Origin of the sequence: Maricaulis sp., assembly GCF_048269565.1 — a bacterium.
Classification (GTDB): domain Bacteria; phylum Pseudomonadota; class Alphaproteobacteria; order Caulobacterales; family Maricaulaceae; genus Maricaulis.
On record NZ_JBLXIK010000001.1, the window covers coordinates 423684 to 448036 of the forward strand.

30 protein-coding genes are annotated in these 24353 nt (G+C 64.8%); 7 read left to right on the forward strand and 23 right to left on the reverse strand.

Annotation, left to right across the window (positions count from 1 at the left end):
• Nucleotides 1–93: 93 nt before the first annotated feature.
• Both ACN0YL_RS02110 and ACN0YL_RS02115 read right to left on the reverse strand, forming a co-directional pair.
• Nucleotides 94–537 (reverse strand): peptidase S1, encoded by a 444-nt coding sequence (locus ACN0YL_RS02110; RefSeq protein ID WP_417490795.1) that lies wholly within the window; start codon nt 535–537, stop codon nt 94–96.
• A gap of 47 nt (nt 538–584) precedes the next feature.
• On the reverse strand, nt 585–947 hold the full coding sequence (locus ACN0YL_RS02115; protein WP_417468776.1) for a hypothetical protein: 363 nt from the start codon (nt 945–947) through the stop codon (nt 585–587).
• Between the two features lie 175 nt (nt 948–1122).
• Here ACN0YL_RS02115 and ACN0YL_RS02120 point away from each other — a divergent pair, with 175 nt between their 5' ends.
• A complete protein-coding gene (locus ACN0YL_RS02120; RefSeq protein WP_417496859.1) occupies nt 1123–3018 on the forward strand; it encodes an ATP-binding protein in 1896 nt (631 codons plus the stop codon).
• Nucleotides 3015–3656 carry a response regulator gene (locus tag ACN0YL_RS02125; protein WP_417496860.1) on the forward strand — a complete coding sequence of 214 codons (642 nt, stop codon included), beginning with the start codon at nt 3015–3017 and terminating at the stop codon, nt 3654–3656. Before ACN0YL_RS02120 ends, ACN0YL_RS02125 begins: the two co-directional genes overlap by 4 nt.
• On the opposite strand, the gene ACN0YL_RS02130 is transcribed toward ACN0YL_RS02125, so the two are convergent.
• Both ACN0YL_RS02130 and ACN0YL_RS02135 read right to left on the reverse strand, forming a co-directional pair.
• Entirely contained in the window at nt 3640–4224 is a 585-nt protein-coding gene (locus tag ACN0YL_RS02130; RefSeq protein ID WP_417496861.1) for a DNA-3-methyladenine glycosylase I, read from the reverse strand. The two genes, ACN0YL_RS02125 and ACN0YL_RS02130, sit on opposite strands and share 17 nt — an antisense overlap.
• Entirely contained in the window at nt 4224–5042 is an 819-nt protein-coding gene (locus tag ACN0YL_RS02135; RefSeq protein ID WP_417490799.1) for a YgfZ/GcvT domain-containing protein, read from the reverse strand. The genes ACN0YL_RS02130 and ACN0YL_RS02135 overlap by 1 nt, the downstream gene beginning before the upstream one ends.
• A gap of 64 nt (nt 5043–5106) precedes the next feature.
• Between ACN0YL_RS02135 and ACN0YL_RS02140 the strand changes: the two genes are divergently transcribed.
• From ACN0YL_RS02140 to ACN0YL_RS02150, 3 genes are read left to right on the forward strand one after another with little or no spacing between them, the layout of a single operon-like run.
• Complete coding sequence (locus ACN0YL_RS02140; protein ID WP_417496862.1) at nt 5107–6057, forward strand: glycosyltransferase family 9 protein; 951 nt, start codon at nt 5107–5109, stop codon at nt 6055–6057.
• 4 nt (nt 6058–6061) lie between these two features.
• On the forward strand, nt 6062–7405 hold the full coding sequence (locus tag ACN0YL_RS02145; RefSeq protein WP_417496863.1) for a dihydroorotase: 1344 nt from the start codon (nt 6062–6064) through the stop codon (nt 7403–7405).
• Nucleotides 7402–8184, forward strand: a complete 783-nt coding sequence (locus ACN0YL_RS02150; RefSeq protein ID WP_417496864.1) for a hypothetical protein — start codon at nt 7402–7404, stop codon at nt 8182–8184. The genes ACN0YL_RS02145 and ACN0YL_RS02150 overlap by 4 nt, the downstream gene beginning before the upstream one ends.
• A 15-nt stretch (nt 8185–8199) precedes the next feature.
• On the opposite strand, the gene ACN0YL_RS02155 is transcribed toward ACN0YL_RS02150, so the two are convergent.
• From ACN0YL_RS02155 to ACN0YL_RS02225, 15 genes are all read right to left on the reverse strand, one after another.
• A complete protein-coding gene (locus ACN0YL_RS02155) occupies nt 8200–8418 on the reverse strand; it encodes a hypothetical protein (protein WP_417496865.1) in 219 nt (72 codons plus the stop codon).
• Between the two features lie 11 nt (nt 8419–8429).
• A complete protein-coding gene (locus ACN0YL_RS02160) occupies nt 8430–9608 on the reverse strand; it encodes an ABC transporter permease (protein WP_417496866.1) in 1179 nt (392 codons plus the stop codon).
• Between the two features lie 12 nt (nt 9609–9620).
• On the reverse strand, nt 9621–10778 hold the full coding sequence (locus ACN0YL_RS02165) for an ABC transporter permease (protein WP_417496867.1): 1158 nt from the start codon (nt 10776–10778) through the stop codon (nt 9621–9623).
• Nucleotides 10775–11467, reverse strand: coding sequence for an ABC transporter ATP-binding protein (locus ACN0YL_RS02170; RefSeq protein WP_417496868.1), 693 nt, complete (start codon nt 11465–11467; stop codon nt 10775–10777). The genes ACN0YL_RS02165 and ACN0YL_RS02170 overlap by 4 nt, the downstream gene beginning before the upstream one ends.
• An 83-nt stretch (nt 11468–11550) precedes the next feature.
• Nucleotides 11551–12555 carry an efflux RND transporter periplasmic adaptor subunit gene (locus ACN0YL_RS02175; RefSeq protein ID WP_417496869.1) on the reverse strand — a complete coding sequence of 335 codons (1005 nt, stop codon included), beginning with the start codon at nt 12553–12555 and terminating at the stop codon, nt 11551–11553.
• Between the two features lie 154 nt (nt 12556–12709).
• Entirely contained in the window at nt 12710–13222 is a 513-nt protein-coding gene (locus ACN0YL_RS02180) for a TIGR02301 family protein (RefSeq protein WP_417496870.1), read from the reverse strand.
• A gap of 19 nt (nt 13223–13241) precedes the next feature.
• Complete coding sequence (locus tag ACN0YL_RS02185) at nt 13242–13697, reverse strand: NUDIX hydrolase (protein ID WP_417496871.1); 456 nt, start codon at nt 13695–13697, stop codon at nt 13242–13244.
• Nucleotides 13690–14046, reverse strand: a complete 357-nt coding sequence (locus ACN0YL_RS02190; RefSeq protein WP_417496872.1) for a VOC family protein — start codon at nt 14044–14046, stop codon at nt 13690–13692. Before ACN0YL_RS02190 ends, ACN0YL_RS02185 begins: the two co-directional genes overlap by 8 nt.
• The gene (locus tag ACN0YL_RS02195) at nt 14043–14843 is read right to left on the reverse strand and encodes a 3-hydroxybutyrate dehydrogenase (RefSeq protein WP_417496873.1); all 801 of its coding nucleotides are present in this window, start codon (nt 14841–14843) and stop codon (nt 14043–14045) included. Before ACN0YL_RS02195 ends, ACN0YL_RS02190 begins: the two co-directional genes overlap by 4 nt.
• Nucleotides 14844–15379: 536 nt before the next feature.
• Complete coding sequence (gene yaaA, locus ACN0YL_RS02200) at nt 15380–16180, reverse strand: peroxide stress protein YaaA (RefSeq protein WP_417496874.1); 801 nt, start codon at nt 16178–16180, stop codon at nt 15380–15382.
• A gap of 65 nt (nt 16181–16245) precedes the next feature.
• Nucleotides 16246–17673: an FAD-binding oxidoreductase gene (locus ACN0YL_RS02205; protein WP_417496875.1), complete on the reverse strand. Its 1428-nt coding sequence runs from the start codon at nt 17671–17673 to the stop codon at nt 16246–16248.
• Nucleotides 17674–17686: 13 nt separating this feature from the next.
• Entirely contained in the window at nt 17687–18637 is a 951-nt protein-coding gene (locus tag ACN0YL_RS02210) for an L-threonylcarbamoyladenylate synthase (protein WP_417496876.1), read from the reverse strand.
• Between the two features lie 38 nt (nt 18638–18675).
• A complete protein-coding gene (locus ACN0YL_RS02215) occupies nt 18676–19221 on the reverse strand; it encodes a YceI family protein (RefSeq protein WP_417496877.1) in 546 nt (181 codons plus the stop codon).
• Between the two features lie 5 nt (nt 19222–19226).
• Complete coding sequence (locus ACN0YL_RS02220) at nt 19227–19808, reverse strand: cytochrome b (RefSeq protein WP_417496878.1); 582 nt, start codon at nt 19806–19808, stop codon at nt 19227–19229.
• Nucleotides 19805–20410 carry a YceI family protein gene (locus ACN0YL_RS02225; protein WP_417496879.1) on the reverse strand — a complete coding sequence of 202 codons (606 nt, stop codon included), beginning with the start codon at nt 20408–20410 and terminating at the stop codon, nt 19805–19807. The genes ACN0YL_RS02220 and ACN0YL_RS02225 overlap by 4 nt, the downstream gene beginning before the upstream one ends.
• 130 nt (nt 20411–20540) lie before the next feature.
• On the opposite strand from ACN0YL_RS02225, the gene ACN0YL_RS02230 reads away from it, so the two are divergent.
• Nucleotides 20541–22301 (forward strand): acyl-CoA dehydrogenase, encoded by a 1761-nt coding sequence (locus ACN0YL_RS02230; protein WP_417496880.1) that lies wholly within the window; start codon nt 20541–20543, stop codon nt 22299–22301.
• Between the two features lie 37 nt (nt 22302–22338).
• Here ACN0YL_RS02230 and ACN0YL_RS02235 read toward each other — a convergent pair whose 3' ends face one another.
• The 4 genes from ACN0YL_RS02235 to ACN0YL_RS02250 form a co-directional block, all read right to left on the reverse strand.
• Nucleotides 22339–22686, reverse strand: coding sequence for a type II toxin-antitoxin system RelE/ParE family toxin (locus ACN0YL_RS02235; RefSeq protein ID WP_417490817.1), 348 nt, complete (start codon nt 22684–22686; stop codon nt 22339–22341).
• Entirely contained in the window at nt 22686–22943 is a 258-nt protein-coding gene (locus ACN0YL_RS02240; RefSeq protein ID WP_417490818.1) for a type II toxin-antitoxin system ParD family antitoxin, read from the reverse strand. The genes ACN0YL_RS02235 and ACN0YL_RS02240 overlap by 1 nt, the downstream gene beginning before the upstream one ends.
• Nucleotides 22944–23045: 102 nt before the next feature.
• The gene (locus ACN0YL_RS02245) at nt 23046–23300 is read right to left on the reverse strand and encodes a GlsB/YeaQ/YmgE family stress response membrane protein (protein WP_417468815.1); all 255 of its coding nucleotides are present in this window, start codon (nt 23298–23300) and stop codon (nt 23046–23048) included.
• Between the two features lie 211 nt (nt 23301–23511).
• Entirely contained in the window at nt 23512–23895 is a 384-nt protein-coding gene (locus ACN0YL_RS02250; protein ID WP_417496881.1) for a DUF4870 family protein, read from the reverse strand.
• Nucleotides 23896–24116: 221 nt separating this feature from the next.
• Between ACN0YL_RS02250 and ACN0YL_RS02255 the strand changes: the two genes are divergently transcribed.
• Nucleotides 24117–24353 carry a hypothetical protein gene (locus ACN0YL_RS02255; protein WP_417496882.1) on the forward strand — a complete coding sequence of 79 codons (237 nt, stop codon included), beginning with the start codon at nt 24117–24119 and terminating at the stop codon, nt 24351–24353.

Below are 24353 nucleotides of genomic sequence, written 5' to 3' on the forward strand. Positions count from 1 at the left end.
CGAGTATCTCTGATCTGGCGACCGGTCCTGCCTTGGGCGCAGGCCCGGTCTGCCAGATCCCGCCCCCTCCCCCCCGGGGGGGGCTCGGCGCGGCTATTGCCGGCCGAGTTCGGAAATCGACAGAGTTGCGCGCGCGTACTCGCCGTTCTGGTAGGAGCCGACCCAGACGCTATAGGTGCCGGACACCGGATTGCCGATCGTGACGATGGGGTTGAGGCCATTGCCGCTGTCATCATCGCAATAGACGCTGCCATTGGGCGCCTGGATCAACAGGGTCGTGTCGGACGAGGACGTCGCGGAAAAACTCAGATTGAACGAACCGGCGGTATAGTGGACCTGGTAGTCCATGGTGTTGGCCATCCAGCCGCGGCAGCCGCTGGAGATCGACGAGGCGTTGATCGAGCCGCCCGAAGTGATCGCGACCCGGAAAGGGTCGGGCGTGAAGCCGGCGCGAAGATTGACGCTGCCGAATGTCTGGGCCTGTCCGGCCGAGGCGAGCGTGGCGGCCATGATGATGGCGGTGAAGACGGTTTTCATTGGAGATCCTTTCCGGGTCCATGCGTGAGAAAGCGTGCGGCAGGCGATCAGCCGGTCACTGTGTAGACAACGCCGCCACCGGCACGGACGTGCATGTTTTGGCGGGCATCATGCCCCGCCAGTCCGGCCAGGACGGACCAGCACTCGGCGGAAACGCGGAAAGTGTAGGTCTGTCCCGGCCTGATGCTGACGCCCGAGGGCAGGCGGTTGAGGCCGTAGGAGGGCGCACTGCAGCGCGAGAGCAGCACCGAGGTCAGGGTATGGCCCGAGCGGTTCACCACCTGGATGACGCCCGTCGGGTCACCCGGGCGCACCAGCGGTCCGCCGGTAACGAAATTGTCGACGACGCTGGTGCAGCCGCTCAGGGCAAGCGTGGCGCCGAGCAGCAAGGCGGGAAGGGCAAGTCTCATCCTGGAGTCTTTCGCTTGGCTGGGGTTGTGATCCTGATATTTGTATGGAGTAGAACTGCAGCACTCCGGCCCCGCCATCCCCTGTTTCGGGGAGATCAGTCAGGCCAGTAAACGGCGTAAAACCGCGCTGCGGCAGGCCGGTGCGGGGATGTGCCGGTGACGGGAGGTGTCGCGAGTGTTGAGGGCAGATGCCAGGGCGGAAGATCGCGGACGGCCGGGCGGAGCGGGTCTGGTGCTGACCACGCCGGGCGCCCGGCTGGCGGCCATCCTCCTGTTCGGCCTCGGCGCCATGGCGCTGACAATCGTGGTCGCGCAAAGGGCAAGCCCGGACCCGGGTCTGCCGCTGATCTTCTGGTGTGAAATTGGCGTCGGTCTGGCTGCGCTGACGATTTCGGGCTGGGTCTGGGCCCTGCGGCCGCGCGAGATGGCTACACGCCTGTTCGCGGTCAGCGGGCTGGCAACGCTCGCCTTCACCTTTTCCGCCGCGAGCTTTGCCGGCGGAGCCGTTGACCCGCGCGGCCTGGCGATTGCGATGATCTGGCTCAACGCCATCGGTGCCAGTGGCTTCGGCCTCGCGATGATCTGGCTGTTTCTGGTTTATCCGGTACGCCTGCCGCACTGGCCCTGGATCACGGCCGTCTGCGCTGTTTTCGTCAGCGCTTTCGCTGTCCTGTCGCGCGGTGGACATCTGCCGGCCTGGGCCACGATCCATTTCCTGACCGTGATCGAGATGGCGGCGATCGCCCTGGCGATTCTCGGACAATTGATCGCGACGAGGCGGGCGCCGCGGGACCGGGCGATCGCGGTCTGGTTCGGACTCTCCGTCCTGTTCGGCGCCGGCGGCTTCATTACGCTCAACGCCTTGCCCCAGGTGCTGGGATATCAGGCAGTGATCAAGGCCGGCTATGCCTTCATGTTCTTCCTGCTCATCTATATCGGCGTCGCGGCGGGGTTGCGGCAATACAGGCTGTTCGAGCTCGGCGAATGGGCCTTCCGCATCCTGTTCTACGTCGTCGGTTCGCTCGCCCTGGTCGCGCTTGACGCGGCGCTGGTCGGCCTGTTGGCCATTGGTCCGGGCATGGCGCTCGGTCTGTCATTGCTGGCCGTCGGCTTTCTGTATCTGCCGCTCCGGGACGCGCTGGCGCGGCGTTTCACCTCACGTCCCGGGCTCAGCGAGCAGGAAGTTTTCCGCGAGGTTGTCGCCCTGGCATTTCAGCCGGTGCAGCAGGATCGGCCTGGCCAGTGGCAGCAATTGCTGACGCGCCTGTTTGATCCGCTCGAGATCCGCGCCGCCAGTGACGCCGGCGACGAGCCGGAAATCCGCGAGGACGGGCTCGAACTCGTGCTGCCGCCGGCGTCAGGCATTCCGGCGACCAGTCTGCGCTATCCCTGGGCCGGGCGATCCCTGTTCGGAGCGGCGCATGTGAAAACGGCGCAGCACCTGTTGCAGCTGATGGCCCATGCTGATGCCAGCCGCGATGCCTATGATCGCGGTGTCGCCGAGGAGCGCGGCCGTATCGCCCGCGACATGCACGACAATATCGGCGCGCAATTGCTCGGCGCCCTGCACAGCCGCGATGACGAGCGCAAGAATTCCATGATCCGCGAAACCCTGACCGACCTGCGCGACATCATCAACAACGCCTCGACCGGCGCACCGACCCTGGACGAAACGCTGGCCGATCTGCGGGTGGAGACGGCGGAGCGCCTGGAGGCCGTCAGTATCGCGTTGGACTGGACCAACAGTTCCGGCGGGACGGCACCGCTATCGGCTGCCGTGGCACATGCTCTGCGCTCGGTCGTCCGCGAAGCGGTGAGCAATGTCATCCGCCATTCCGGCGCCGGCCATATCCGAATCGGGATCGAATGCCTCGCGGACCGGCTGACCCTCGTGATCGAGGATGACGGGCGCGGCTTCGATCCCGAGACGGTGGTCGCCGGCAATGGTCTGGCCAATATGCGTGGCCGCATTTCCGGCCTCGGCGGAGAGTTGTCCCTTTCGCCGCTCAAGCCGGGCAACCGGCTCGTGGCGGTCTTTCAGGCGGGCGGCGGTCGGGAGCGGGTGACATGAACCGGATATTGATCGTCGAGGATGTCAACGAGACACGCAAATGGCTGTGCGAGATCGTCCGTTCGGCCTTCCCGGCCTGCGGGATTCGCGAAGCCGCGACCGTGAGGGCCGGGCTGGCCGCCGCCGGCGAAGCCGGATTCGACCTTGCCCTGATTGATCTGGGGCTGCCGGATGGTTCCGGCCTGGACGTGCTGCGCCGCCTGCAGCAGACCTGCCCGGGCGCCATCCCGATCGTGACGACGGTGATGGGCGATGATGCCTCCATCGTCGCCGCGCTGTCGGCCGGGGCGCAGGGCTATCTGCTCAAGGAAAGCCCGGTCGAACTGCTGACGCGTCACCTGCTGCAGCTGGCCGAGGGCATCCCGGCGGTCTCGCCCTCGGTGGCCCGGCGCATCATGGAGCATTTCCGCCGTACCGGACCGGCCGCCAGCCCCGATGGTGAACTGACGGCCCGTGAACGCGAGGTCCTCGCCCTGATCGGTCGCGGCCTGCGCAATAGCGAGGTCGCCGCCGATCTGGGCCTGGCCGACAGCACCGTCGCCAGCCATATCAAGGCGATCTACCGCAAGCTCGGCATCTCCTCGCGCGCCGAGGCCTCCTGGCACGCCACCCGCATGGGCCTCACCCCCGAGCCATAGCCCGCACCGCGCCATGCCTCGGGCAAGTGGTTTCATGGTCATTGACCATGCCGACAGCCTCCATGAAGGCATAGACGATCACCGGGCCGACGAATTTGAAACCGCGCCGTTTCAGGTCTTTCGACAGGGCGGTGCTGAGCTCGGTGTGGGTCGGCAGGCCGGTTTCGCGGGAGTAGGTGTTCTGGATCGGGGTGCCGCCGACATGGCTCCAGAGATAGTCGGAGAAGTCTTCCCCCGCCTCTCGCATCTCCAGATAGGCGCGGGCATTGGTGATCGCCGCCTCGACCTTGAGCTTGGAGCGGATGATGCCGGGATCGGCGAGCAGGCGTTCGCGGTCGGCATCACCATAGCGCGCGATGATGTCCGGATCGAAACCGTGGAAAGCTTCGCGCATCGTCTCGCGCTTGCGCAATATGGTGATCCAGGCGAGTCCGGCCTGGAAACCGTCGAGCAGCAGTTTTTCCCACAGGGCCCGGCTATCATATTCCGGCACGCCCCATTCGGTGTCGTGATAGGCGGCATAGAGCGGATCATTGCCGCCAACCCAGGCGCAGCGCTCGCCGGCCATCACACTTTTTCCGCCGGCGCCTCGGGGCGCAGATTGTCCGGCAGATCGATTCGTGCTGTCTGGCCGCCGGCCTGCGGCGTTTCGCTGGCGGCCTCCAGTCGGTCGAGCCGGACCAGGGCGATGGCGTGATGGCCGTGTGATGAGGTGATCTCGCCGATTGTGCCGGTGCCGGCCGTGACGGGCGTGCCGCGCGCCGGAGCCTCATCGGAAAAGCTGACCGCGAGGGCGCGCTTGCGGATGGTGCCGCGGCGCTTCATGCGCGAGACGACTTCCTGGCCGATGAAACAGCCCTTCTTCCAGCCAATGCCGCCATAAATGTCGAGATTGACGTCGGTCGGGAAAACCTCGGCCTCGCCGTAATCGCGCCCGAAGGCCGGGATGCCGTGCAGTATTTCAAGCGCATCAAGGGCTGCCGCGTCGCCGGTGGCGGGGCCGATACCGCGATGAAGGTCGTCGCCCAGGCGCGGGTCGGGGGCCGATCCCGCGAACGGGTGCTCGCTCCACAGCGCCGCAAGACCGGTATTGATCACGATCTCGGCCTTGGCGCGCAGCCTGAACATCGACAGGCGTTTGGCGAGCGCATCGGCGGCGCTGGCCGGCACGTCGAGCCAGACGGTGTCGCCATCGGCAAACAGCAGGAAATCGACCGCCAGCTTGCCCTGCGGTGTCAGCAAGGCGCCGGGGCGGCACTGGCCGGGTTGCAGCGTTTCGACATCGGCGGTGATGACACGCTGCAGGAAGGCGCGGGCCTCGGGGCCGGAGACGGAGAGAATGGTGCGGGCGGGGGCGGTGTGAATCGCGGGGGTCGAGGTGTTCATGGCTCAGGTATCGCATTGCCTTGATGGCTGGCCAAGTGGGGTGAGGCGCGGTATTTGCGCGGGGATGCAACATATCCTTCTTATCACATCGACGCGGATCGGTGACGCCATCATCAATTCCGGTGTGCTGCGCTATCTCGTCGAGACCCGGCCCGACGCCCGCTTCACCATCGCCTGCGGACCGCTGGCCGCGCCGCTGTTTGCCGCCGTGCCGCGGCTCGAGCGCGTCATCGTGATGAGCAAGAAGAAGGCCGGCGCCCACTGGTTTGATCTTTGGCGCGCCACCGTCGGCACCCGCTGGGACCTGGTGGTCGATTTGCGCTGTTCGGCCACGGCCTGGGCGCTGATGGCCCGCGAGCGCCGCATTCTGAGGCAATTCGAGGCGCCGATCCACAAGGTCGCCGAGGCGGCCAGCGCCTTGCGGATCGACAGTGTGCCCGATCCGAAAATCTACCTCTCCGAAGCGGCGAAGGCGAAGGCGGTCGAGTTGTTGCCCGATGGCGCGCCGGTGCTGGCGATCTGCCCCTCGGCCTCGATGCCCTACAAGGTCTGGCCGGGGACGCGCTTTGGCGAGCTGGTCAAATGGCTGATCGCGCCGGGCGGGGCGATGGCCGGCGCGCGGGTGGCGATCTTTGGCGGGCCGGGCGACCAGGCCGCGGCGGCGCCGATCCACGCGGCGCTGCCCGATGCCGGCCTGCTCGACTTTACCGGCCAGCTCGGCCTGATGGATGTCGCCGCCTCATTCCAGCGCGTGCGGCTGTTTATCGGCAATGATAGCGGGCTGATGCATATGGCGGCGGCGATGCAGACGCCGACTCTGGGCCTGTTCGGTCCGTCCGACGAGCGGCGCTACGGGCCTTATGGGCCCCATTGTGCCATTGTGCGCGGCAAGACCGGGTTTGAGGAAATCGATGCGGCCTTCGATGATCGCCGCCTGCACCCGGAAAGCCTGCTGCTCGATCTTGAGGTCGAAGCGGCGTATGACGCAGCTGAAGCGCTATTGAAAAGGACGTGACGCCATGACCCGGACTTTCGATCTCATCCTGCGCGGCGGCGATGTCGTCAATCATGATGGCCGCCGCATCGCCGATGTCGGCATTATCGACGGCAAGACCAGCGAAATCGGTGATCTCTCCCGCGCCTCGGCCGGCGAGGTGATGGACTGCACGGGCCTCACTGTCCTGCCCGGCGTCATCGACACCCAGGTGCATTTCCGTGAGCCGGGTCTGGAGTGGAAAGAGGATCTGCTGACCGGATCGCTCTGCGCCGTGCTTGGCGGTGTCACCTCTGTGTTCGAAATGCCCAATACCAATCCCTCGACGACGACACCGGACATGCTCGACGACAAGCTGGCCCGGGCGCGGCACCGCATGCATTGCGACCACGCCTTTTATGCCGGCGCGACCTCGGAGAATGCGGCAGAGCTGACCGTGATGGAGCGCATGCCCGGCTGTTGCGGCGTCAAGGTCTTCATGGGCGCCTCGACCGGTTCGCTGCTGGTCGCCGATGATGAGGGGGTCGAGCGCGTGCTCAACGCGATCACCCGCCGCGCCGCCTTCCATTCCGAGGATGAATACCGCCTGGTGGAGCGCCGCGAACTGGCGGTGGCCGGTGACTGGACCAGCCACCCCGTCGTGCGCGATGCCGAAGCGGCGCTGATGAGCACCAAACGCCTGGTGCGCCTGGCGCGAAAGACCGGCAAGCGCATCCATGTGCTGCACGTCTCGACGGCCGAGGAAATGGAATTCCTTGTCGATCATCGCGACTATGCCTCGGTCGAGGCAACGCCGCAGCACCTCACCCTTGAAGGCCCGGGCATTTATGAGCGCATCGGTTCGCGCGCCCAGATGAATCCGCCGCTGCGCGATGCCCATCATCGCGCCGGGCTGTGGCGCGGCCTGCGGCGCGGCATTGTCGATGTCATCGGCTCTGACCACGCGCCGCATACGCTGGAGGAAAAGGCCAAGCCCTATCCGCAAAGCCCGTCTGGCATGCCCGGCGTGCAGACGCTGGTCCCGATCATGCTCGATCATGTCAATGCCGGCCGGCTGACACTGGAACGCTTTGTCGACCTGACCTCGGCCGGGGCGCAACGGATTTTCGGCATTGCCGGCAAGGGCCGCATGGCGGCGGGCTGGGATGCCGACTTCACCATTGTCGACATGAAAGCCAGGCGCGAGATCACCGATGCCTGGTCGGCCTCGAAATCGGGCTGGACCCCGTTTGACGGCCAGACGGTGACCGGCTGGCCGGTCGCGACCATCGTGCGCGGCCGCATCGTGATGCGCGATGATGAAGTGATTGCCGGGGGAACGGGCGAGCCCGTCCGCTTCCAGGAAGCCCTGGCCCGGAGCGCAAATTGACCTTGAAGGAAACCGGTGTGGACCGTCAGAGCTTTTACTTTTTCGATATCGACGAGAATATCCTGCATCTGCCGACGCGGATCCATCTTCTCAACACCATGACCGGTGAAGAGCGGGCCATGCGCCAGCACGAGTATGAGGACATCAAGGCCTATCTCGGCGTGCCCGGCCTGTGGGAAGACTGGGCTGATCCGCCGGCGCGGGCCTATCGCGAATTCTCCGACGGCCAGGACCGCAATGGGGAGGAATACCTGCTGCGCGATGTCCGCCGCGCCCTCGACAGCGCCCACTGGAAGGGCCCGTCTTGGGACATCTTCAAATACGCCGTGCTCAAGCGCCGTCCGATTGCCGTCATCACCGCGCGCCAGCATTCGCGCGAGATCATCCGCCAGGGCCTGCGCCTGCTGGTCGAGGCCGGCCATATTCCCGAAGAGCCCGATTATCTCGGCATCTATCCCGTCTCCAATCCGGAAATCCGCGATGAGCTCGGCGCTCATATGACGACCGCCGGTCTCAAGCGCACCGCGATCCGGCGCTGCGTCGAGGCGGGGCTCGACAAGCATGGACGCGATCTGCCGCATTCCTTCGGCATGTCGGATGATGACTTGAAGAATGTCGACCTGATCACCTCGGCGATGCTGGAGGCCAAGCTGGACTATCCCGACAAGCGTTTCTTCGTCATCTCCACCAATCGCCGCCGCCATGTGAAGATGGAAATCCTCCCCCCGCACAAGGAGCAGCAAAAGCTGCGCGAGGCTGAGGATGACTATTACGGCTGATCCTGCGCTGCCGGATCAGTCCTCGATATCCTCGGTCAGTTCCTCCTTGGCGCGGGCCACCAGGAACGCATAATCGGCATCCACCACAGCTGCCAGGTCGCGCTCCAGTGCGCATAGCAGGCTGTTGGCGGCGAGATCCTCGGCTGCGTCGGCGAACCCGTCACTATCGACAAGCCGGCTGAGGGCATCGAACAGAACCAGGGCTTCAGCCCGGCTCAAAGCGAATTTGAGCATGTCACTCAAGTTTAGCTCCGATGAACGGCGAGCAGCGGCACGGTCGCGGCGCGGATGGCCGGGATGATGCCGCCGAGAAAACCGACGATCAGGGCAAGGGCGAGGCCGACCAGAACCGACATCGGTGTGACCGCGAAGGAAAACACGACCTGGGTGAAGCTTGATCCCAGCGTCGAGGCGCTGACGCCGTTGAACAACAGGTAGACCCCCGCCGCACCGACCAGGCCGCCCAGACCGGCCAAGGCAAGGGATTCAACCATCGTTCCAAAAGCCGCGGCGAAGCCGGAGAATCCGATCGCCCGCAGGGTCGCGATCTCGCGCATACGCGTATCGACCGAGGAATACATTGTGTTCCAGGCACCTGCGAGTGCGCCGATGGCCATAACGATCGACAATGGCACGCCGAGATAGGTGATCAGGGTGGCGGTGCCGCCTGCCTGGCTGGCGAAATAATCAATCTCGTTCTGGATGTCGAGATTCAGCCGCGGGTCGTTTTCGACATAGGCGCGCACGTCCTCGATCGCCTCGGGGCTGGTCAGGCGGGCGCGGATCGATTGCACCGCGGTGCCGCGCTGATAAAGATTCTGGATCACGGTCAGATCGGTCCAGATTTCGCTGTCGAAGACAGTGCCGCCGGTGGAGAAAATTCCGACCACGACCCATTCATTCGAGCCCAGGCGTACGGTCTGGCCGAGATCGAAACCGGAGAATTCGCGGATGATGCCTTCGCCGACGATCAGTTCGTTGGTGCCCGGCTCATAACTGCGACCCTCGACGATGGAAAATCCCGAGCGCAGGGACTGGGCCGCCGGCCCGACGCCGCGCAGGGGCAGGTTGGCCTCGGTTTCGGAGCTGCGCTTGATACCGTCGACGATGACGAACAGCTCGCCGGAGACGACGGGAGTGCCGGCAGCGTCGCGGGCGATTCCGGGCGCTTCCTCGACCAGGCGGACCTGTTCGACGGAAAGGCCGGAATTGAGTTCGGTCTGCGATCCGGTACGCAGCATGACCGCGACATCGGCCGAACCCGTGCCTTGCAGGGTCTGGCTGAAACCATTCGACATGGCGAGGAAGCCCAGCAACACCATCACCACAAGCGCGATAGAGAAGACTGTGGCACCGGAGAGCAGGGCGCGCTGCGGAATGGAGCGCAGGTTGATGAGGGTTACGGCTGCGATCTGGTCGAACATCTCATCCGTCTCCTAGAGCTTGCCGAGGGCGGTGACGATGGTCACGCGCTGGGCGTTGATGGCGGGAATAATGCCGGTGATGAAGCCGAGTGCGATCGCCAGCGCGAGGCCGAGCCCGAGCACCAGCGACGGCATGCTGAACCCGGGCAGGAAGGCGGCCATGGCCTCTGCTGAGCCCGTCACGGCCAGTGCCGCCAGACCGAGGCCGAGCAGGCCGCCGACCAGGCTGAGCAGGATTGATTCAATCAACACCATGCGGAAGATGCGCGGAGCCGGGAAGCCGAGGGTCTTCATCACCCCGATTTCCTTGGTGCGCTCATTGATCGCCATCACCATCGTGGTGCCGACAATCATCAGAATGGTCATGAAGGCCGCGCCGACCACGAAGAGCAGGATCAGCGCGATATTGCCGAACTGGGCTGCGAAGGCCTCGTTGAAGGCGGCTTCGGTGCTGGTCTCGGTCTCGGCCGGTGAATTGGCGAACAGGGCGTCGATCTCGCGCATGATGCGGTCATTCTGCGAAGCGTCCGCGGTGGTCAGCACCATCCAGCCGATATTGTCCCGGTTGAAGGCCAGCGCCTCGTTGTAATAATCATAATGGAACATCGCATAATTGGTCGGAATCGTCTCGTCCTCGGCGTCGAACAGGCCGCAGATTTCGAAATCCCAGCTCGCTGAACCATCCTGCTTCTGCCAGATGTTGGAGAGCAGCGGGATACGTTCCCCGAGGCTCCAGCCATATTGAGCGGCCAGGTCGTTGCCGACCAGCAGGCAGTCGCGCGTGTTGAAGAAGGCGGCACGCTGTTCGTCCGGCATGGTCAGTTCGGAGTAGACGCCGAGCCAGCTTTCCGGATCGACGGCGAAGGTCTGAACGAAATTCGCCGGCTCCTGATAGTAGCCACCAAACCAGCTGGCATGGCTGACACCGGTCACACCCTCAACGCCTTGCACGCGTCCCCAATAGGCGAACGGCATCGAGACGGTGAAATTGATCCGGTTGACGGTGACAAGCCGGTTGTCGGCCGCGCTCGACGTGCCTGCCGTCCAAGCGGAATAGAAGGCGCCCAGTACACCGAAAATCAGGAAGGCGATCATGATCGAGAAGATCAACAGGATGGCCCGCATCTTCTTGCGGAAGAGATTCTTCCTTATGATGGTGAAGTCATTCATTGCGCCAGCTCCGAGGCTTCCACGAAGCGACCCTTGTCGAGGTGCAGTTCGCGGCGGGCGTATTTGGCGGCTGAGGGATCGTGCGTGACCATGATGATGGTCTTGCCGAGATCCTTGTTGAGCAGCTGCAGCGTCTCGAGAATCTCGTCGGCGGATTTGCGATCGAGATCGCCGGTCGGTTCGTCGCAGAGCAGGACTTTCGGGTCGGCGACGATGGCGCGGGCAATGGCGACGCGCTGTTGCTGGCCACCGGACATCTGACGCGGCGAATGCCGGGCGCGGTCCGACAGGCCGACAATGTCGAGCGCCGTGGCCACACGTTCCTTTCGCGCCTTGCCGGACAGATTGGTCAGCAGCAGCGGCAATTCGACATTCTGGGCCGCGTTCAGCGTCGGCATCAGATTGTAGAACTGGAAAATGAAGCCGACATTGGCGGCACGCCATTTGGCGAGTTTGCCCTCGGAGAGCTTGTCGACGCGCACGCCCTGGCATTCCACCGAGCCGGAGCTCGGCCGGTCGATGCCGCCGAGCAGGTTGAGCAGGGTCGTCTTGCCGGAGCCGGACGGGCCCATGATGGCGATGAATTCACCCTCATCGATCGACATCGTGAGATGTTCGAAAATCGTGATCGCCTCGCGTCCGCGCGTATAGCCTTTGGACAGATCGGTCAGCTGGTAGAGATCGGTCATCGACGGGTCCTCATTGTGTGCTCATGGCCGCATTTGCGGGCGATTGGTTTGATTTCGGCGTCCGGTAGTGTCGGGCTGCCGGCCTATTCCATAAAGATCACGCGCGCCGCCATGTCCGGCAGGATGCGATTGTCGCGCTCGTCGAAGGCAACGCGCACCTGGATGGTGGCACGGCTGCGGTCGGCGGTCGGGATGATGGCCTCGACATGGGCCGGGATGCGCCAGTCGGGATAGGCATCGAGGCGTGCCTCGACGCGTTGGCCCGGGCTGACGCGGCCGATCTGGCCCTCATTTACGTCGACCTCGATCTCCAGCGATTCCATGTCGACCAGGGTGGCAACCCCGGTGCGGGTAAAGCCGCCGCCGGCCGAGGAGGGCGACAGGATCTCGCCGATCTGGGCATTCTTGGCGATCACGATACCGGCGAAGGGCGCGCGCACGATATGGCGGTCAACCAGATCCTGCTGGCTGACGACCATCACGGCCGCCGCTTCACGGTCGGCGCGCGCTGCGGCGAGCTGGGCGACCAGGCTGTCGACCTGGGACTGGGTGGCGCTGACATTGGCCTGCGGTCCGATATCGCGCGCGGCCAGATCGCTGGCGCGGCTCGCGACGAGGCGTGCCTCGGTGAGCTGTGCGGCGAGTGAACGGATGCGCGCGGTTGCGGCATTGAGCTGGGATTGCAGCAGGTCGAGCTGGATGCGGGCACGGGTATCATCGAGCAGGGCCAGCACCTGGCCTTCCTCGACGCGGGTGCCTTCCTCGACCAGCACATCGCGGATGCGTCCGGTAATCTCGGCCGAGACGGTCGCCTGGCGACGCGCGACGACATAGCCCGAGGCGACAAGGCCTGAGGTGCGCGCCGGCGGCGGGGTCTCGGTGGCGGGCTGGACGGCAGCCGGCGTATTCGCCGCAACGGGGCTGGTGGCCGGGGCCTGCGGCGCGACGAAGAACCACATCAGCGCAGCGGTCACGGCAATCGTGACGACCAGCAGGCCGAGCACAGTCACCAGCGAGACGCCGGAGCGCACCTCCGGCTCGTCGCGGTCAATGCTCAAGGAATGGAGCTGGGCACTGCGGTCGGTCATTCACTTCCCCCAAGATCGGCACCAATGCGGTTGTCTGTATACAGCGCCCCGCCCCGTAGGGCACCCGGTATTGTGCCGGTTTCAGTCCCGCTGCAGCGGGAATTCGTGAGTGCACGCCTGATCTGCGTCAATGACCGGCCCGTTGCGGCCGGATTCAGTCGAAATAGGCGGCGCGCATCATTTCCGACAGGTCATGGCCGCGATGCGCCAAGGCGCGGCGCTCGATATCGACCTCTTCGCCGCAGATCGGGCGGCGGCGCTGCTGCACCCGGTAGCCGTCATTGAAGCTCTCGATCATGCGGTCGCGCTGGCGCCCCGGTTCGGGCGCTTCCATCGCCAGCAATTCGATCATCCGCTGGCGCCAGGCCTGGGCGGTCAGCCCTTCGCAGGCCGAGGCGAGATAGTGCAATTCGCCCAGCGTATAGGCGAGATAGGGCAGGGCGCGCTCGGTGTCGCCGACATCGCGCTGCCGGGTCGATGCTGTGGCGGTATTGGTGGCGAGGCGGTCAATGCCGCGCTGAACCTCGCGTTCAGTGCGGGCGGCTTCACGCGCGCTGGCGCGGTCCGGCGCGCTCCAATTGCGGTCGCCCGGCTTTTGCGCGGACGCCGTACCGGCGGCGAGCGGCAGCAGGATAGAGGCAGCGAGGAGGACGGGCAGGATGCGCATGCCGTCATATTGGCGAGATTTATGGCGTCGGCAAGGCAGCGATCATCGCATGCGCCCGCCCGATGACATCGCGGGTCCTGTCCCAGCGGGTCAGTCGCAGGGCCTCGTCGAGTGGAAAGAAACGCGCCTCGGTGACATCGTCGTCGGCGACGGGGTCGCCGCCCGTCCACACCGCCGCGAAATCGGACAGGATATAATGCCAGTCGCCCGGATTGCCCGGTTCGCGCGCGCCGATCGCGTCGATGACATCAATCAGTCCGATAATGCGCGCTGTGGTGCCGGTCTCTTCCATCAGTTCGCGCAGGGCGGCCTCGCGCACCGTCTCGCCGAACTCGACCTTGCCGCCCGGAATTGACCATTCGCCCGTATAGGGCGGCTTGCCGCGCCGGATCAGCAGCACTTCATCGCCGCGCCACACCACGATTCCAGCGCCAGGGACGGGATGTCTGGAAACCGGGGGGCTGGCCTCAGCCATATTTGCCGTGTTCCGAATAGATGCCGAGTTGATTGCCGCTCGGGTCTGTGAACAGGAAGCGCCGTCCGCCCGGATAGTCCTCGCGCAGGGTGATGCTGCCGCCCGCCGCCTCGACGCGGCCTTCCGCAGCGATGATGTTTTCGGCGCGCAGCAGGATCAGGGCACCCGTCGGGAACGGCTTGTCCTCGAGCCGCAGGCCGCCATCAATGCCGGCATTCTGAAACGCGGCATAGGTCGGGCCGTAATCCGTGAAGGTCCAGTCAAACGCCTTGGCATAGAAGGCCTTGGCCGCGTCCATATCGGTGACCGGCAGTTCGTTATAGTCGATCTTGAGGACCGTTTCGGTCATTTCGCTGTCCAGCCACCATCAATCGTGATCGCCGTTCCATTGGCATTCGCCCCGGCATCGGAGACCAGATATAGCAGGGCACCGGCCAATTGTTCAAACGTGACGAATTGCTTGGTCGGCTGCGCCGCCAGCATCACATCGCGCACCACCTCATCCTCGGTGATGCCGCGCGCCTTTGCGGTGTCGGCGATCTGGTTTTCCACCAGCGGCGTCTTCACATAGCCCGGGCAGATCGCATTGCAGGTGATGCCATCCTCGGCCAGTTCCAGCGCCAGCGTCTTGGTGAAGCCTATGACGCCATGCTTGGCCGCGACATAGGCCGACTTGAACGGTGAAGCGACGAGGCCATGGACCGAAGCGAGATTGACGATGCGTCCGCGTCCCTGGCGCTTCATGACCGGGATCGCCGCGCGCGCCGCATGGAAGACGGCGGTGAGATTGATGGCGATGATCGCGTCCCATTTCGCCACCGGAAAGTCCTCGACCGGCGAGACATGCTGGATGCCGGCATTCGACAACAGGATATCCAGCCGCCCGAATTCGCGCTCCGCATAGGCGACCATGTCGGCGATCTCGTCGGGCAGAAGCATGTTGGCGCCGTGATAACGCACCTCGACGCCATGATCCGCGGCGATCCTGGCGCGCAGGGTTTCAATTTCAGCCGCATCGCCGAGCCCGTTGAGGACGATATTGGCCCCATTGGCGGCGAGCGCCTCGGCCATCGCCTGGCCAATGCCGCTGGTCGAGCCGGTAATGAGGGCCACTTGGCCGGAAAGATCGGTACGGATCGGAGACATGAATCACCCTTCAGGTTTGTGCCGGGGCGAAGAAACGGGATTGGTGGGTGCGGGTCAAGGGGGCGTTGGTAGGACCGCGCATTGCCAGAGAGGGGCCCGTTTCAGATTAAAATCTGTTTCTGGGCTTTGATGCTTTCGGACGTGGCCGTATGACTGAAGCTCCAGGTTGCTCGCGGTGCAAACCGCTGAGCCTCAAGACCCTGAGAAGGGCGAGCCCCGCCGTGATGCCAGCGCATCCGGCGGGTTTTTGCATCGGATTGTTTGGAGTGTATTTGACCGCGACGCAATTGATGCGAGTATTTGTGCTAATATGAAAACGCCGGCCACGTTGGGGCCGGCGCAATCCAAGGAGGGAGCAATGTTTCGGTTTCCGAAATGCTGCCTCGTCCTTTGGGTGAGGAGAAAGCGGATCGGAGGTTGGTGCCTGATGATCCGTTTATCCATCGCCTAAGGGCGGCCAAAGGAGACGGTCAGACCCGTCTCCGGCGGCCCTTGGACAATAACATACCTTGCTGGATCGGGGAAGAAGCTCGCGCTCAGGCTTCCGCCTTCGCCTTGGCACCTGGCGAGGCCGGTTGCGGCCGCGTGAACAGGAGATCGGTCTCGCTCGATCCCGCTTCATCGAAGGCATAGCCGCCGGCATTGAACTTCACCAGATCGGCCGGATCGCTGATCCGGTTCTCGATCGCCCAGCGCGCCATCATGCCGCGCGCCTTCTTGGCGAAGACCATCAGCATGCGGGTCTGACCGTCTTTTTCTTCCTTGAAACTGGCGGTGATGACGCGCGCCTTCAGCGTCTTGCGGTCGACGGATTTGAAATACTCGTTCGACGCCAGGTTCAGCACCACAGGATCGGCGTCATCGGCGAGCAATTCATTGAGGTGCCTGGCGATCTTGTCGCCCCAGAAGTCATACAGGCTCTCGCCGCGCCGGGTGTGCAGCTTGCGGCCCATCTCGAGGCGATAGGGCTGGATGGTATCGAGCGGGCGCAGGGCACCATACATGCCCGACAGGATGCGCAGATGGTCCTGTGCATACGCCAGATCATCATCAGAGAGTGTGCCCGCATCCAGTCCGCGATAGACCTCGCCGGCGAAGGCCAGTGCCGCCGCCTTGCTTCCCGGCTGGTCGGGATCGAAGGCGCGGAAACGGTCGCGATTGAGCCGCGCCAGATCGGAGCTGATCTTCATCAGCGTCTTGATCTTGGAGGTCGAAAGCCCTCGCGTCGTGGTCGACAGGATGCGCGTCTCGTCGATCAGCGCCGGCGTCGTCGCCGGCAGCGCGCGCTCGGTCTCGTCGAAATTCATGTTCTTGGCGGGCGAAAGCAGAATCAGCATGGGTGGTCTCCTTGGCTGGAGAGATAGGCAAACTTGCCCCCTCGCGAAAGGGGGCGGGATGTGTGCTAGCCCAGCAGCACCCGCGGATTCATGATGCCCTTCGGATCCAGCGCCGTCTTGATCGCCCGCATCACGGCGACATCGACCGGTTTGCGCGTTGCCAATTCCTCGCGCTTCAAAATCCCGATGCCGTGCTCTGCCGAGATCGAGCCGCCGAATTCATCGACGGTATCGTAGACGCAGGCCGAGATGGCGGCGCCATTGGCCATCAGCGCTGTTTGCGCCGCCTCATCGAGGCCGACGACATTGAAATGGACATTGCCATCGCCGACATGGCCGAAGGCGACGACGACGCCGTCCGGAAAAATGGCCTTGATGCGGGCCGACGCCAGATCGATGAAGGCGGCCATTTTCGAGACCGGGATCGAGATGTCGTGCTTGATCGCCTTGCCCTGACCGCGTTCGGCCAGTGCGATGCTCTCGCGCAAGCGCCAGAAGTCGAGGGCCTGGCTCTCATTCTCGGCGATCACGGCATCCTGGACCAGCTCGGCCTCGAAGGCCTGGCCGAGCGCGTCCTCGAGGGTTTCGCGGGCGCCGTCGGTGCGGCCGAAACTCATTTCACACACCACATACCAGGGATGCGGGCTCTCCAGCGGATCGCGCGTGCCGGGCACGAAGGCGCAGACAAATTCCAGCGCCAGCCGCGGCATGATCTCGAAGGCGGTCACGGCACCGCCGGACACCTTCTTTGCCAGCGACAGGAAGCTGACGGCGTCCTCAACCGAATTGAGGCCGCAAAAGGCCAGCTCCATCTTGGCCGGGCGCGGGAAGAGCTTCAGGGTCGCGGCGGTGATGATGCCCAGCGTGCCTTCGGCCCCGATCAGCAGCTGTTTGAGGTCATAGCCGGTATTGTCCTTGCGCAGCCCGGTCAGGCCGGACCAGATCGTGCCGTCGGGCAGAACCGCCTCGAGGCCGAGGACGAGTTCGCGCGTCATGCCATAGCGCAGCACGTGCACGCCGCCGGCATTGGTCGAGATCAGACCGCCAATCATCGCCGAGCCTTGCGAGCCGAGCGAGAGCGGGAACAGACGGTCAGCCTCGGCAGCGGAGGATTGCAGGCTTTCCAGGATACAGCCGGCTTCGACCGTCATCGAGTCATTGTCCGGGTCGATCTCGCGCACGGCATTCATGCGCTTGAGCGTGATCAGGACCTCGCCTTGCGGCGTCGAGGCCCCGCACAGGCTGGTATTGCCGCCCTGCGGCGTGATGGCGATGCCGGCGTCGGAGCAGATTTTTACCGCAGCGGCCACTTCGGCCGTATTGGCCGGTTTGAGCAGGATGGGGGTGCTGCCCTGGTAACGGCCGCGCCAGTCGGCGATGTGTGGCGCCAGCTCGTGTTCGTCCTGGCTCCAGCCCTTGGGGCCGAGCGCGGATTTGAGCTGGTCGATCACGGCGCCCGGAAGGGCTTGCGGTGCGGTCAGGGTCTCGGTCATGGGCTTGTTCTCGTCAAGGAACTGGCCGCGGTGCGGCGGCGCGTTGCAGGCGGTCATTGATGGCTTCGCCCAAACCTTCATCGGGAATGGGCGCGACGGCAATCTGTTTTGGACCTGCCGCGTCCATTTCACGCAGCGCCGCGAACAGGCGTGCGGCTGCCTCGGCGAGATCGCCGGCGGCCGAGAGATTGAGATTGCCGGCAACGGGGCCGAAACCGAGCAGAAGCTCGCCGTCCTGCGCCACCGTCGCGTTGAGCCGCATCGCCGCGCGCGGCGCGTAATGGCTCGCCAGCATGCCCGGGCTGGTCGGCGCGTCGCTGTGCCCGGCGATGGCGAGCGGGCCGGTAATGGCCTCGATCCGGTCGCGTTCCAGCCCGCCCGGGCGCAGCAGGGTGGCGCGGCCATCGAGCAGGGCGATGACGGTGGATTCGACGCCGACCGTACAGGGGCCGCCATCGAGGATGAGGTCGAGCGTCTCGCCGAGGCCTTCGCTGACATGCGCTGCCGTGGTCGGGCTGACGCCGCCGGACGGGTTGGCGCTGGGGGCGACCAGCGGACCGCCGAATGCGGCCAGCAGCGCTCGCGCCGCGACATGGCCGGGCGCGCGGATGGCGACACTGTCCAGCCCGGCATTGGCGAGATCGCAGATCGTGGCATCGGCAAGCTTCGGCAGGACCAGGGTCAGCGGGCCGGGCCAGAAGGCGCGGGCGAGCGCATCGGCCATCGCTGGCCATTCAACCAGGCGCTTTGCCATCGCGATGCCGGAGACGTGCGCGATCAGCGGGTTGAAACGCGGCCGGCCCTTGGCGGCATAGAGGCGGGCGACCGCAGCGGCATTGCCCGCATCGGCGGCGAGGCCATAGACGGTCTCGGTCGGCATCGCCACCAGCCCGCCCTCGCGCAGCAGGGCTGCGGCGCGGGCAATGGCGTCGGGACTGTCGGCAGGCAGCACGGGTGCGGTCATGGCTGTGTGCTAGCGCCCGCAGGGGCTGCCCGGCAAGCCTATTCCGCCGCGTCGGCTTCGATATGCAGGACCAGCGTGACATTCGCCGCCGTCGAACCCCACCCGGGCGCGCCGACACCATAATCGCTGCGGGCGATGGTGAGGCGGGCATCGGCGATGGCGTGGCCATCGGTGATCGCCAGGGTGAAGGGCAGGATGACCGGCTGGGATGCCTCGCGAATGGTCAGGACGCCATGGGCCTCATAACCGGTATCCGTGGGGCGAATATCGCTGGATTCAAACAGGGCCAGCGGGTGCGCTGCCGGGGCCAGACCGTCAGCGCCGAGCATGGGGTCATCGATCTCGCCGCTGCCGGTCGAGCCGGTGCCGGTCACGACGCTGGCACTGATACTGGCACCCGTGAGGTCGGCCGGGTCGAGGGTGATCGCGGCGGTCCAGGCCGCAAACTGACCCGAGACCGGGCCACCAAAGGCCGTCGTCTCGAAACCGACCGTGCTGGCCTCGGTGTCGACGGTCCAGTCCTGGGCCTGGGCGATGGCCGGTGTCAGGCCGAGGGCGAGGGCGGCGGCAAGGATACGCAACATGAAAATCAGCCTTTCAGGAAGGGCAGCATGCGCGAGAGCAGGCCATCCTTGTCGAGGAATTGGTGTTTCAACGCTGCCGCGACATGCAGGCCGGTCAGGATCAGCAGCACCCAGGCACCCTTGCCATGGATATTGCCGACCAGCTCGTGAAAGTCATGATCCTGCGAGACCGGCAGGCGTGGCAGGATGAAGTCGGGATTATTGAACAGCATGGTTGGCAATTCGCTGGTCGAGGCGGCAACCCAGCCAACCAGCGGCAGACCGATCATCAGTGCATAGAAACCCCAGTGCGTGCCCTTGGCGACCAGCGCCTCCCAGGGCTTCATGCCGGCGGGAAGCCCTGGTGTCTTGTGCGTCAGGCGCCAGGCCAGGCGACCGAAACTCAGCAGCAGCACGAGCATGCCGGCCGTCTTGTGGGCATTATAGGCGAACTGGACCTGGTCAAGCGTGACGCCTTCGGTGCCCAGGCGCAGGGCGTCGCGCAGATCTTCCATATACCAGCCAAAGAAGACCATGCCGATCAGCAAGATGCCGATGATCCAGTGCAGGATGATGGCGACGGTCGTATAGCGTGTGGTCTCGGTCATGATGAGGCTCCCTGCCGCAGGAATTCGGCTTCGATGTGAATACGTATTTCGGTGCCGACAATCGAGGCCGGCAGGCTGCCGACGCCGAAATCGGTGCGGTCGATCACCATGTCGGCGCCGAAACCGACCGTATCGCGGCCCGCCAGCATGTTGAAGCTTCCACCGTAAAACTCAATCTCCATAACCGCATCAACAGTGCGGCTATTCATCACAAGCTGGCCGAAGGCGCGGCCATGAGTGGCGTCGATGACCTCGATGCGCGCGCTGGTGAAGCTGATTTGCGGGTTTTGCGCCGCGTGCAGCCAGTCATTGGCCAGGGTGTGGTCGAAACCGGGATGGCCCGAGGAGAGCGAGGCGGTATCGATGATCGCTGTCAGCTGTGCGTCCTGCGGCCGCGCCGGATCGAAATCGAGGCTGGCCTCCATCCCGTCGAAACGGCCGGTATACCAGGACAGGCCGAGATGGCGCACGCGCCAGACGACACTGGCATGGTCGCCATCCAGCACCCATTGCCCGGCCGGCAGGCGCCGCGGGTCGGTGCTTGGTGTGGCGCAGGCCGGGATCAGCAGCAGGGCGAGGATGATGGCGGGGCGCAACAACATGGCGCGACCATAACCGGTTTGGCGCGACCGGAAAGCCACAGCTTGCGTCTGCGACGACATAACACTGTTTCCGCGCTCGCATGTTTGGACGCGCGCGTTATTGTGCGCCCGGGATTTCAGGAGACTTCGCATGACCTATCGCGCACCCGTGGACGAGCTTCGTTTTAGCCTGGTGGAAGTTGCCGCCGTTGATGTGCTGAAAGCCACCGGTGCCTTTCCCGAATTCACCGATGACATCACGCTCGCGGTGCTCGAAGAGGCGGCCAAGTTGGCCAATGACGTGCTCGCCCCGCTCAACAAGGTTGGCGATAGCGAGCATTGCAAGCTCGCCGATGGTGTCGTCACGACGCCGACCGGCTTCAAGGACGCCTACGCCAAATTTGTCGAAGGCGGCTGGCAGGGTCTGCAATTCCCGACCAAGGTCGGCGGCATGGGTCTGCCGCGCGCCCTCGGGGTTGCGACGCTGGAAATGGTGCAGTCGGCCAATATGGCCTTCGGCCTCGGCCCGATGCTGACCTATGGCGCCATCGAGGTCCTGCTGGTCCACGGCACCGAGGAGCAGCGCGAAACCTATCTGCCCAAACTGCTCAATGGCGAATGGTCAGCGACGATGAATCTGACCGAGCCGCAGGCCGGCTCCGATGTCGGCGCCCTGCGCACCAAGGCCGAGCCGAATGGCGATGGCAGCTGGGCCGTGTCGGGCCAGAAGATCTTCATCACCTGGGGCGAGCATGACTGCGCCGACAATATCATCCATCTGGTGCTGGCGCGCACGCCGGGCTCGCCGGCCGGCACCAAGGGCATCTCGCTCTTCATCGTCCCGAAAATCCTCAAGGATGGCAGCCGCAATGGCGCCCGGGCGATCGGACTGGAACACAAGCTCGGCATCCACGGCTCGCCGACCTGCACCATGGAATATGACGGCGCCAAGGGCTGGCTGATCGGTGCCGAAAACGCCGGCATGAAAGCCATGTTCACGATGATGAATTCGGCCCGGCTCAATGTCGGTGTCCAGGGCGTCGGCATCGCCGAGCGCGCCTATCAGCAGGCGCTCGCCTTCGCCAAGGACCGCAAGCAGGGCAAGGCGATCGATGCCAAGGGCCCGGGCCCGCACGCCATCATTCTGCATCCCGATATCCAGCGTTCGCTGGCGATGATGAAGGCCAAGATCGCCGCCGCGCGTGCCATCTGCATGGCCTGCGCGGTTGCCGCCGACCTGTCGGAATATGCCGAGGATCCCGAAGAACGCGCTGCCGCCAAGCGCCGCGAGGAATTGCTGACCCCGATCGCCAAGGGCTGGTCGACGGATGTCGGCGTCGAGGTCGCCTCGATGGGGATCCAGATCCATGGCGGCATGGGCTATATCGAGGAGACCGGCGCGGCGCAGCATCTGCGCGATGCCCGTATCGCCCCGATCTATGAAGGCACCAATGCGATCCAGGCGATGGACCTGGCCGGCCGCAAACTCAACATGCAGGGCGGCGCCGCCTTCACCGAGCTTTATGCCGATATCGAGCAGACGATCGAGGCGTGCTCCACCTCAAGCCATCCTGATCTGCCGCTGCTGGCCGAGCGGCTTGAGGAAGGTCTCGACTCGCTGCGCGAGGCGGCGACCTGGCTGGCCGAAGCCGACCCGGCCGACGCCCTGGCCGGCGCGACGCCTTTCCTGACCCTGGCCGGGGAAGTCGTCGGGGGCTGGATGCTCTGCATCGGCGCCGTCTCCGCCCGTCGCCGCCAGAAAGACAAGCTCGGCGACCCGGTCTTCGCCGCCCAGCGCATCGCACTGGCCGGCTTCTACTGCGAATCCGTGCTCACCTTGGCCCATGCCCGGGTCGACGACATCACGATGGGTGTCGAGATGATCAGCGATGTCGGATTCGGGCTGGAGTAGGGGGAGCAGGCCCCTGTTCAAGCCCGACGCAGAATTGTCAGAGGCGACTGGTCGTCCGGGAAGCATTCGCCAGCTTGGCCAGATGTCCGGGCAAGTCGCTACGCACATGTAGAACATCGACGATCACCACCATGTCTTCTGCATCGATGAAGACGAGGAAATGCTGACCGCAGCGCGTGAAACGCAAGTCTTCCGGCAGATCAGGGGCAACGAGTTCGCGGCACGGGCGGGAAACTGTGGTTCCCGCAGCGATGCCCCGGCAGTGATCGATCAGATCCTGTTCGTAACTGGCGGCCTGCAACGGGCCGAAGTGACCAATGGTCCAGCGCGCGATGTCGAGCATGGCCGCCTCGGCCTGCCGGGCAAGGCGCCAGCTCCTGGGCATCAGTCCTGGTTGCGGGCGGCCTGGAAGGCACGCCTCAGAGCGTCTTCGCCGCTGCCCTCTGCCAGATATCCGGCACGGGCCTCTTCGACGCCCCGCCGCAGGCGCTCCCGGGTTTCATCAAACTCTGCCTCGTCGCGTTCGAGCAGACGCAGCCCGGCCCGCAGGGCTTCGGATGCGTTCTGGAAGCGGCCGGACGCCACGAGGCGATCGACAAGTTCCGACTGGGCTTCGGTCAGGACGATGTTTCGTGTCGGCATCAGGGTCTCCGCAGTCTCATTGGCAATATATGCCAGTGGGAAGAGGGATCAAGTGATGCCGGACCCGTGGGTCTCGCAGCGCGTCTGCGCCCGGCGGCCGCGTCAGGCGCGCCGTATCAGGCCGAGCAGAAGCAGGATGGCAACCGCACCGACTGTGGCGCCGATGATCGCGCCGACAATGCCGTGCAGGCCAGCAATGCCGAGCAGGCCGAACAGCCAGCTGCCGACAAAGGCGCCGACAATGCCGACGACAATGTTTCCGAGCAGGCCGAAGCCATAGCCCTTGACGATGAGGCCGGCGAGCCAGCCGGCGACGGCACCGATAACGAGCCAGACGAGTAATCCGGTAAGTGTCATGTGATCAGGCCTTTCAACAGGTGGGCGAGGTCCATCCCGGTTGGAGCGGCCGCCTTTGAAACCGCGCCAGGGTCTTGGCGCGGGGCGGCCCGGACGCACCTCAAGCCTTCATTGTGCGGGGCGTTGCCCGAACAAGCAAAGCAATTCGGTTGTGTCAGGCTTCTGTTTCGATGCCCCGGCTCACGCTGGAGGCCGGCGCGCCCTCTCGCCCCTAGACCCAATAGCCTTCCGGGTCGGCATTGCCGCGGCCATCGACCAGGCGGATCAGGCCGACGATGGAGCGGATCAGGATCCAGAGCCAGACCAGGCCGAAGCCGAGAAAGCCGAAGGGCGAGAGGATCAGCGTCATGATCAGGCCGGTGCTGGCGATGATGCCAAAGACCGCGACCCAGAAGGTGCGGATCTGGAAGACATAATGGGAATAGATCCAGCCCGGCGCCCGGTCCTTGCGCGCATAGGCGATGATGACGGCGATCAGCGTCGTGACGCCGATGATATTGCCCAGCAGGATCAGGACATAGCCCAGCCCGGCCATCAGGCGCTCATCGCGATCGGCGGCGCGGTCGGTTTCAGGTTCGAGAATCGTCTGGGACATGGGTCAAACTCCTTTGGCTGGCATAATCCCAGTTGCGGGCCGGCAGGCCAAGGGGGAATGAGGCCGCAGCTGTCCCTGTGGCGATGGCGCCGGGGCGCGGGCAGGGTGCGACCGTCAGGCCACGCGCGGGCGCAAATCTTCGCCTCAGGGTTTCGCGCCCTTGGTTACGCCCTGATTTCGGCGTATGCGGCTGACAGGACCGGTTTCAGGAAGCGTCAGGCATGATTCAGGCAGTGCAGATCTGGATGCGCGATCACGGCGCGCTGGCCCTGCTGGCGGGCGGGATGGCGATATATGTTGCCCTGCTGGTGCTCGACCTGTTGGTCGGGTGGCGCTTGGCCTATCCTTACAATCTGCTCTGGATCGTTCTGGTCGCGATCCCGGCAGCGGGTGTCGCCCTGCTGTATCTGCAGACCTGCGAAGACGGCGCGGATGACCGTCCTGTTGAAGGGGAATGA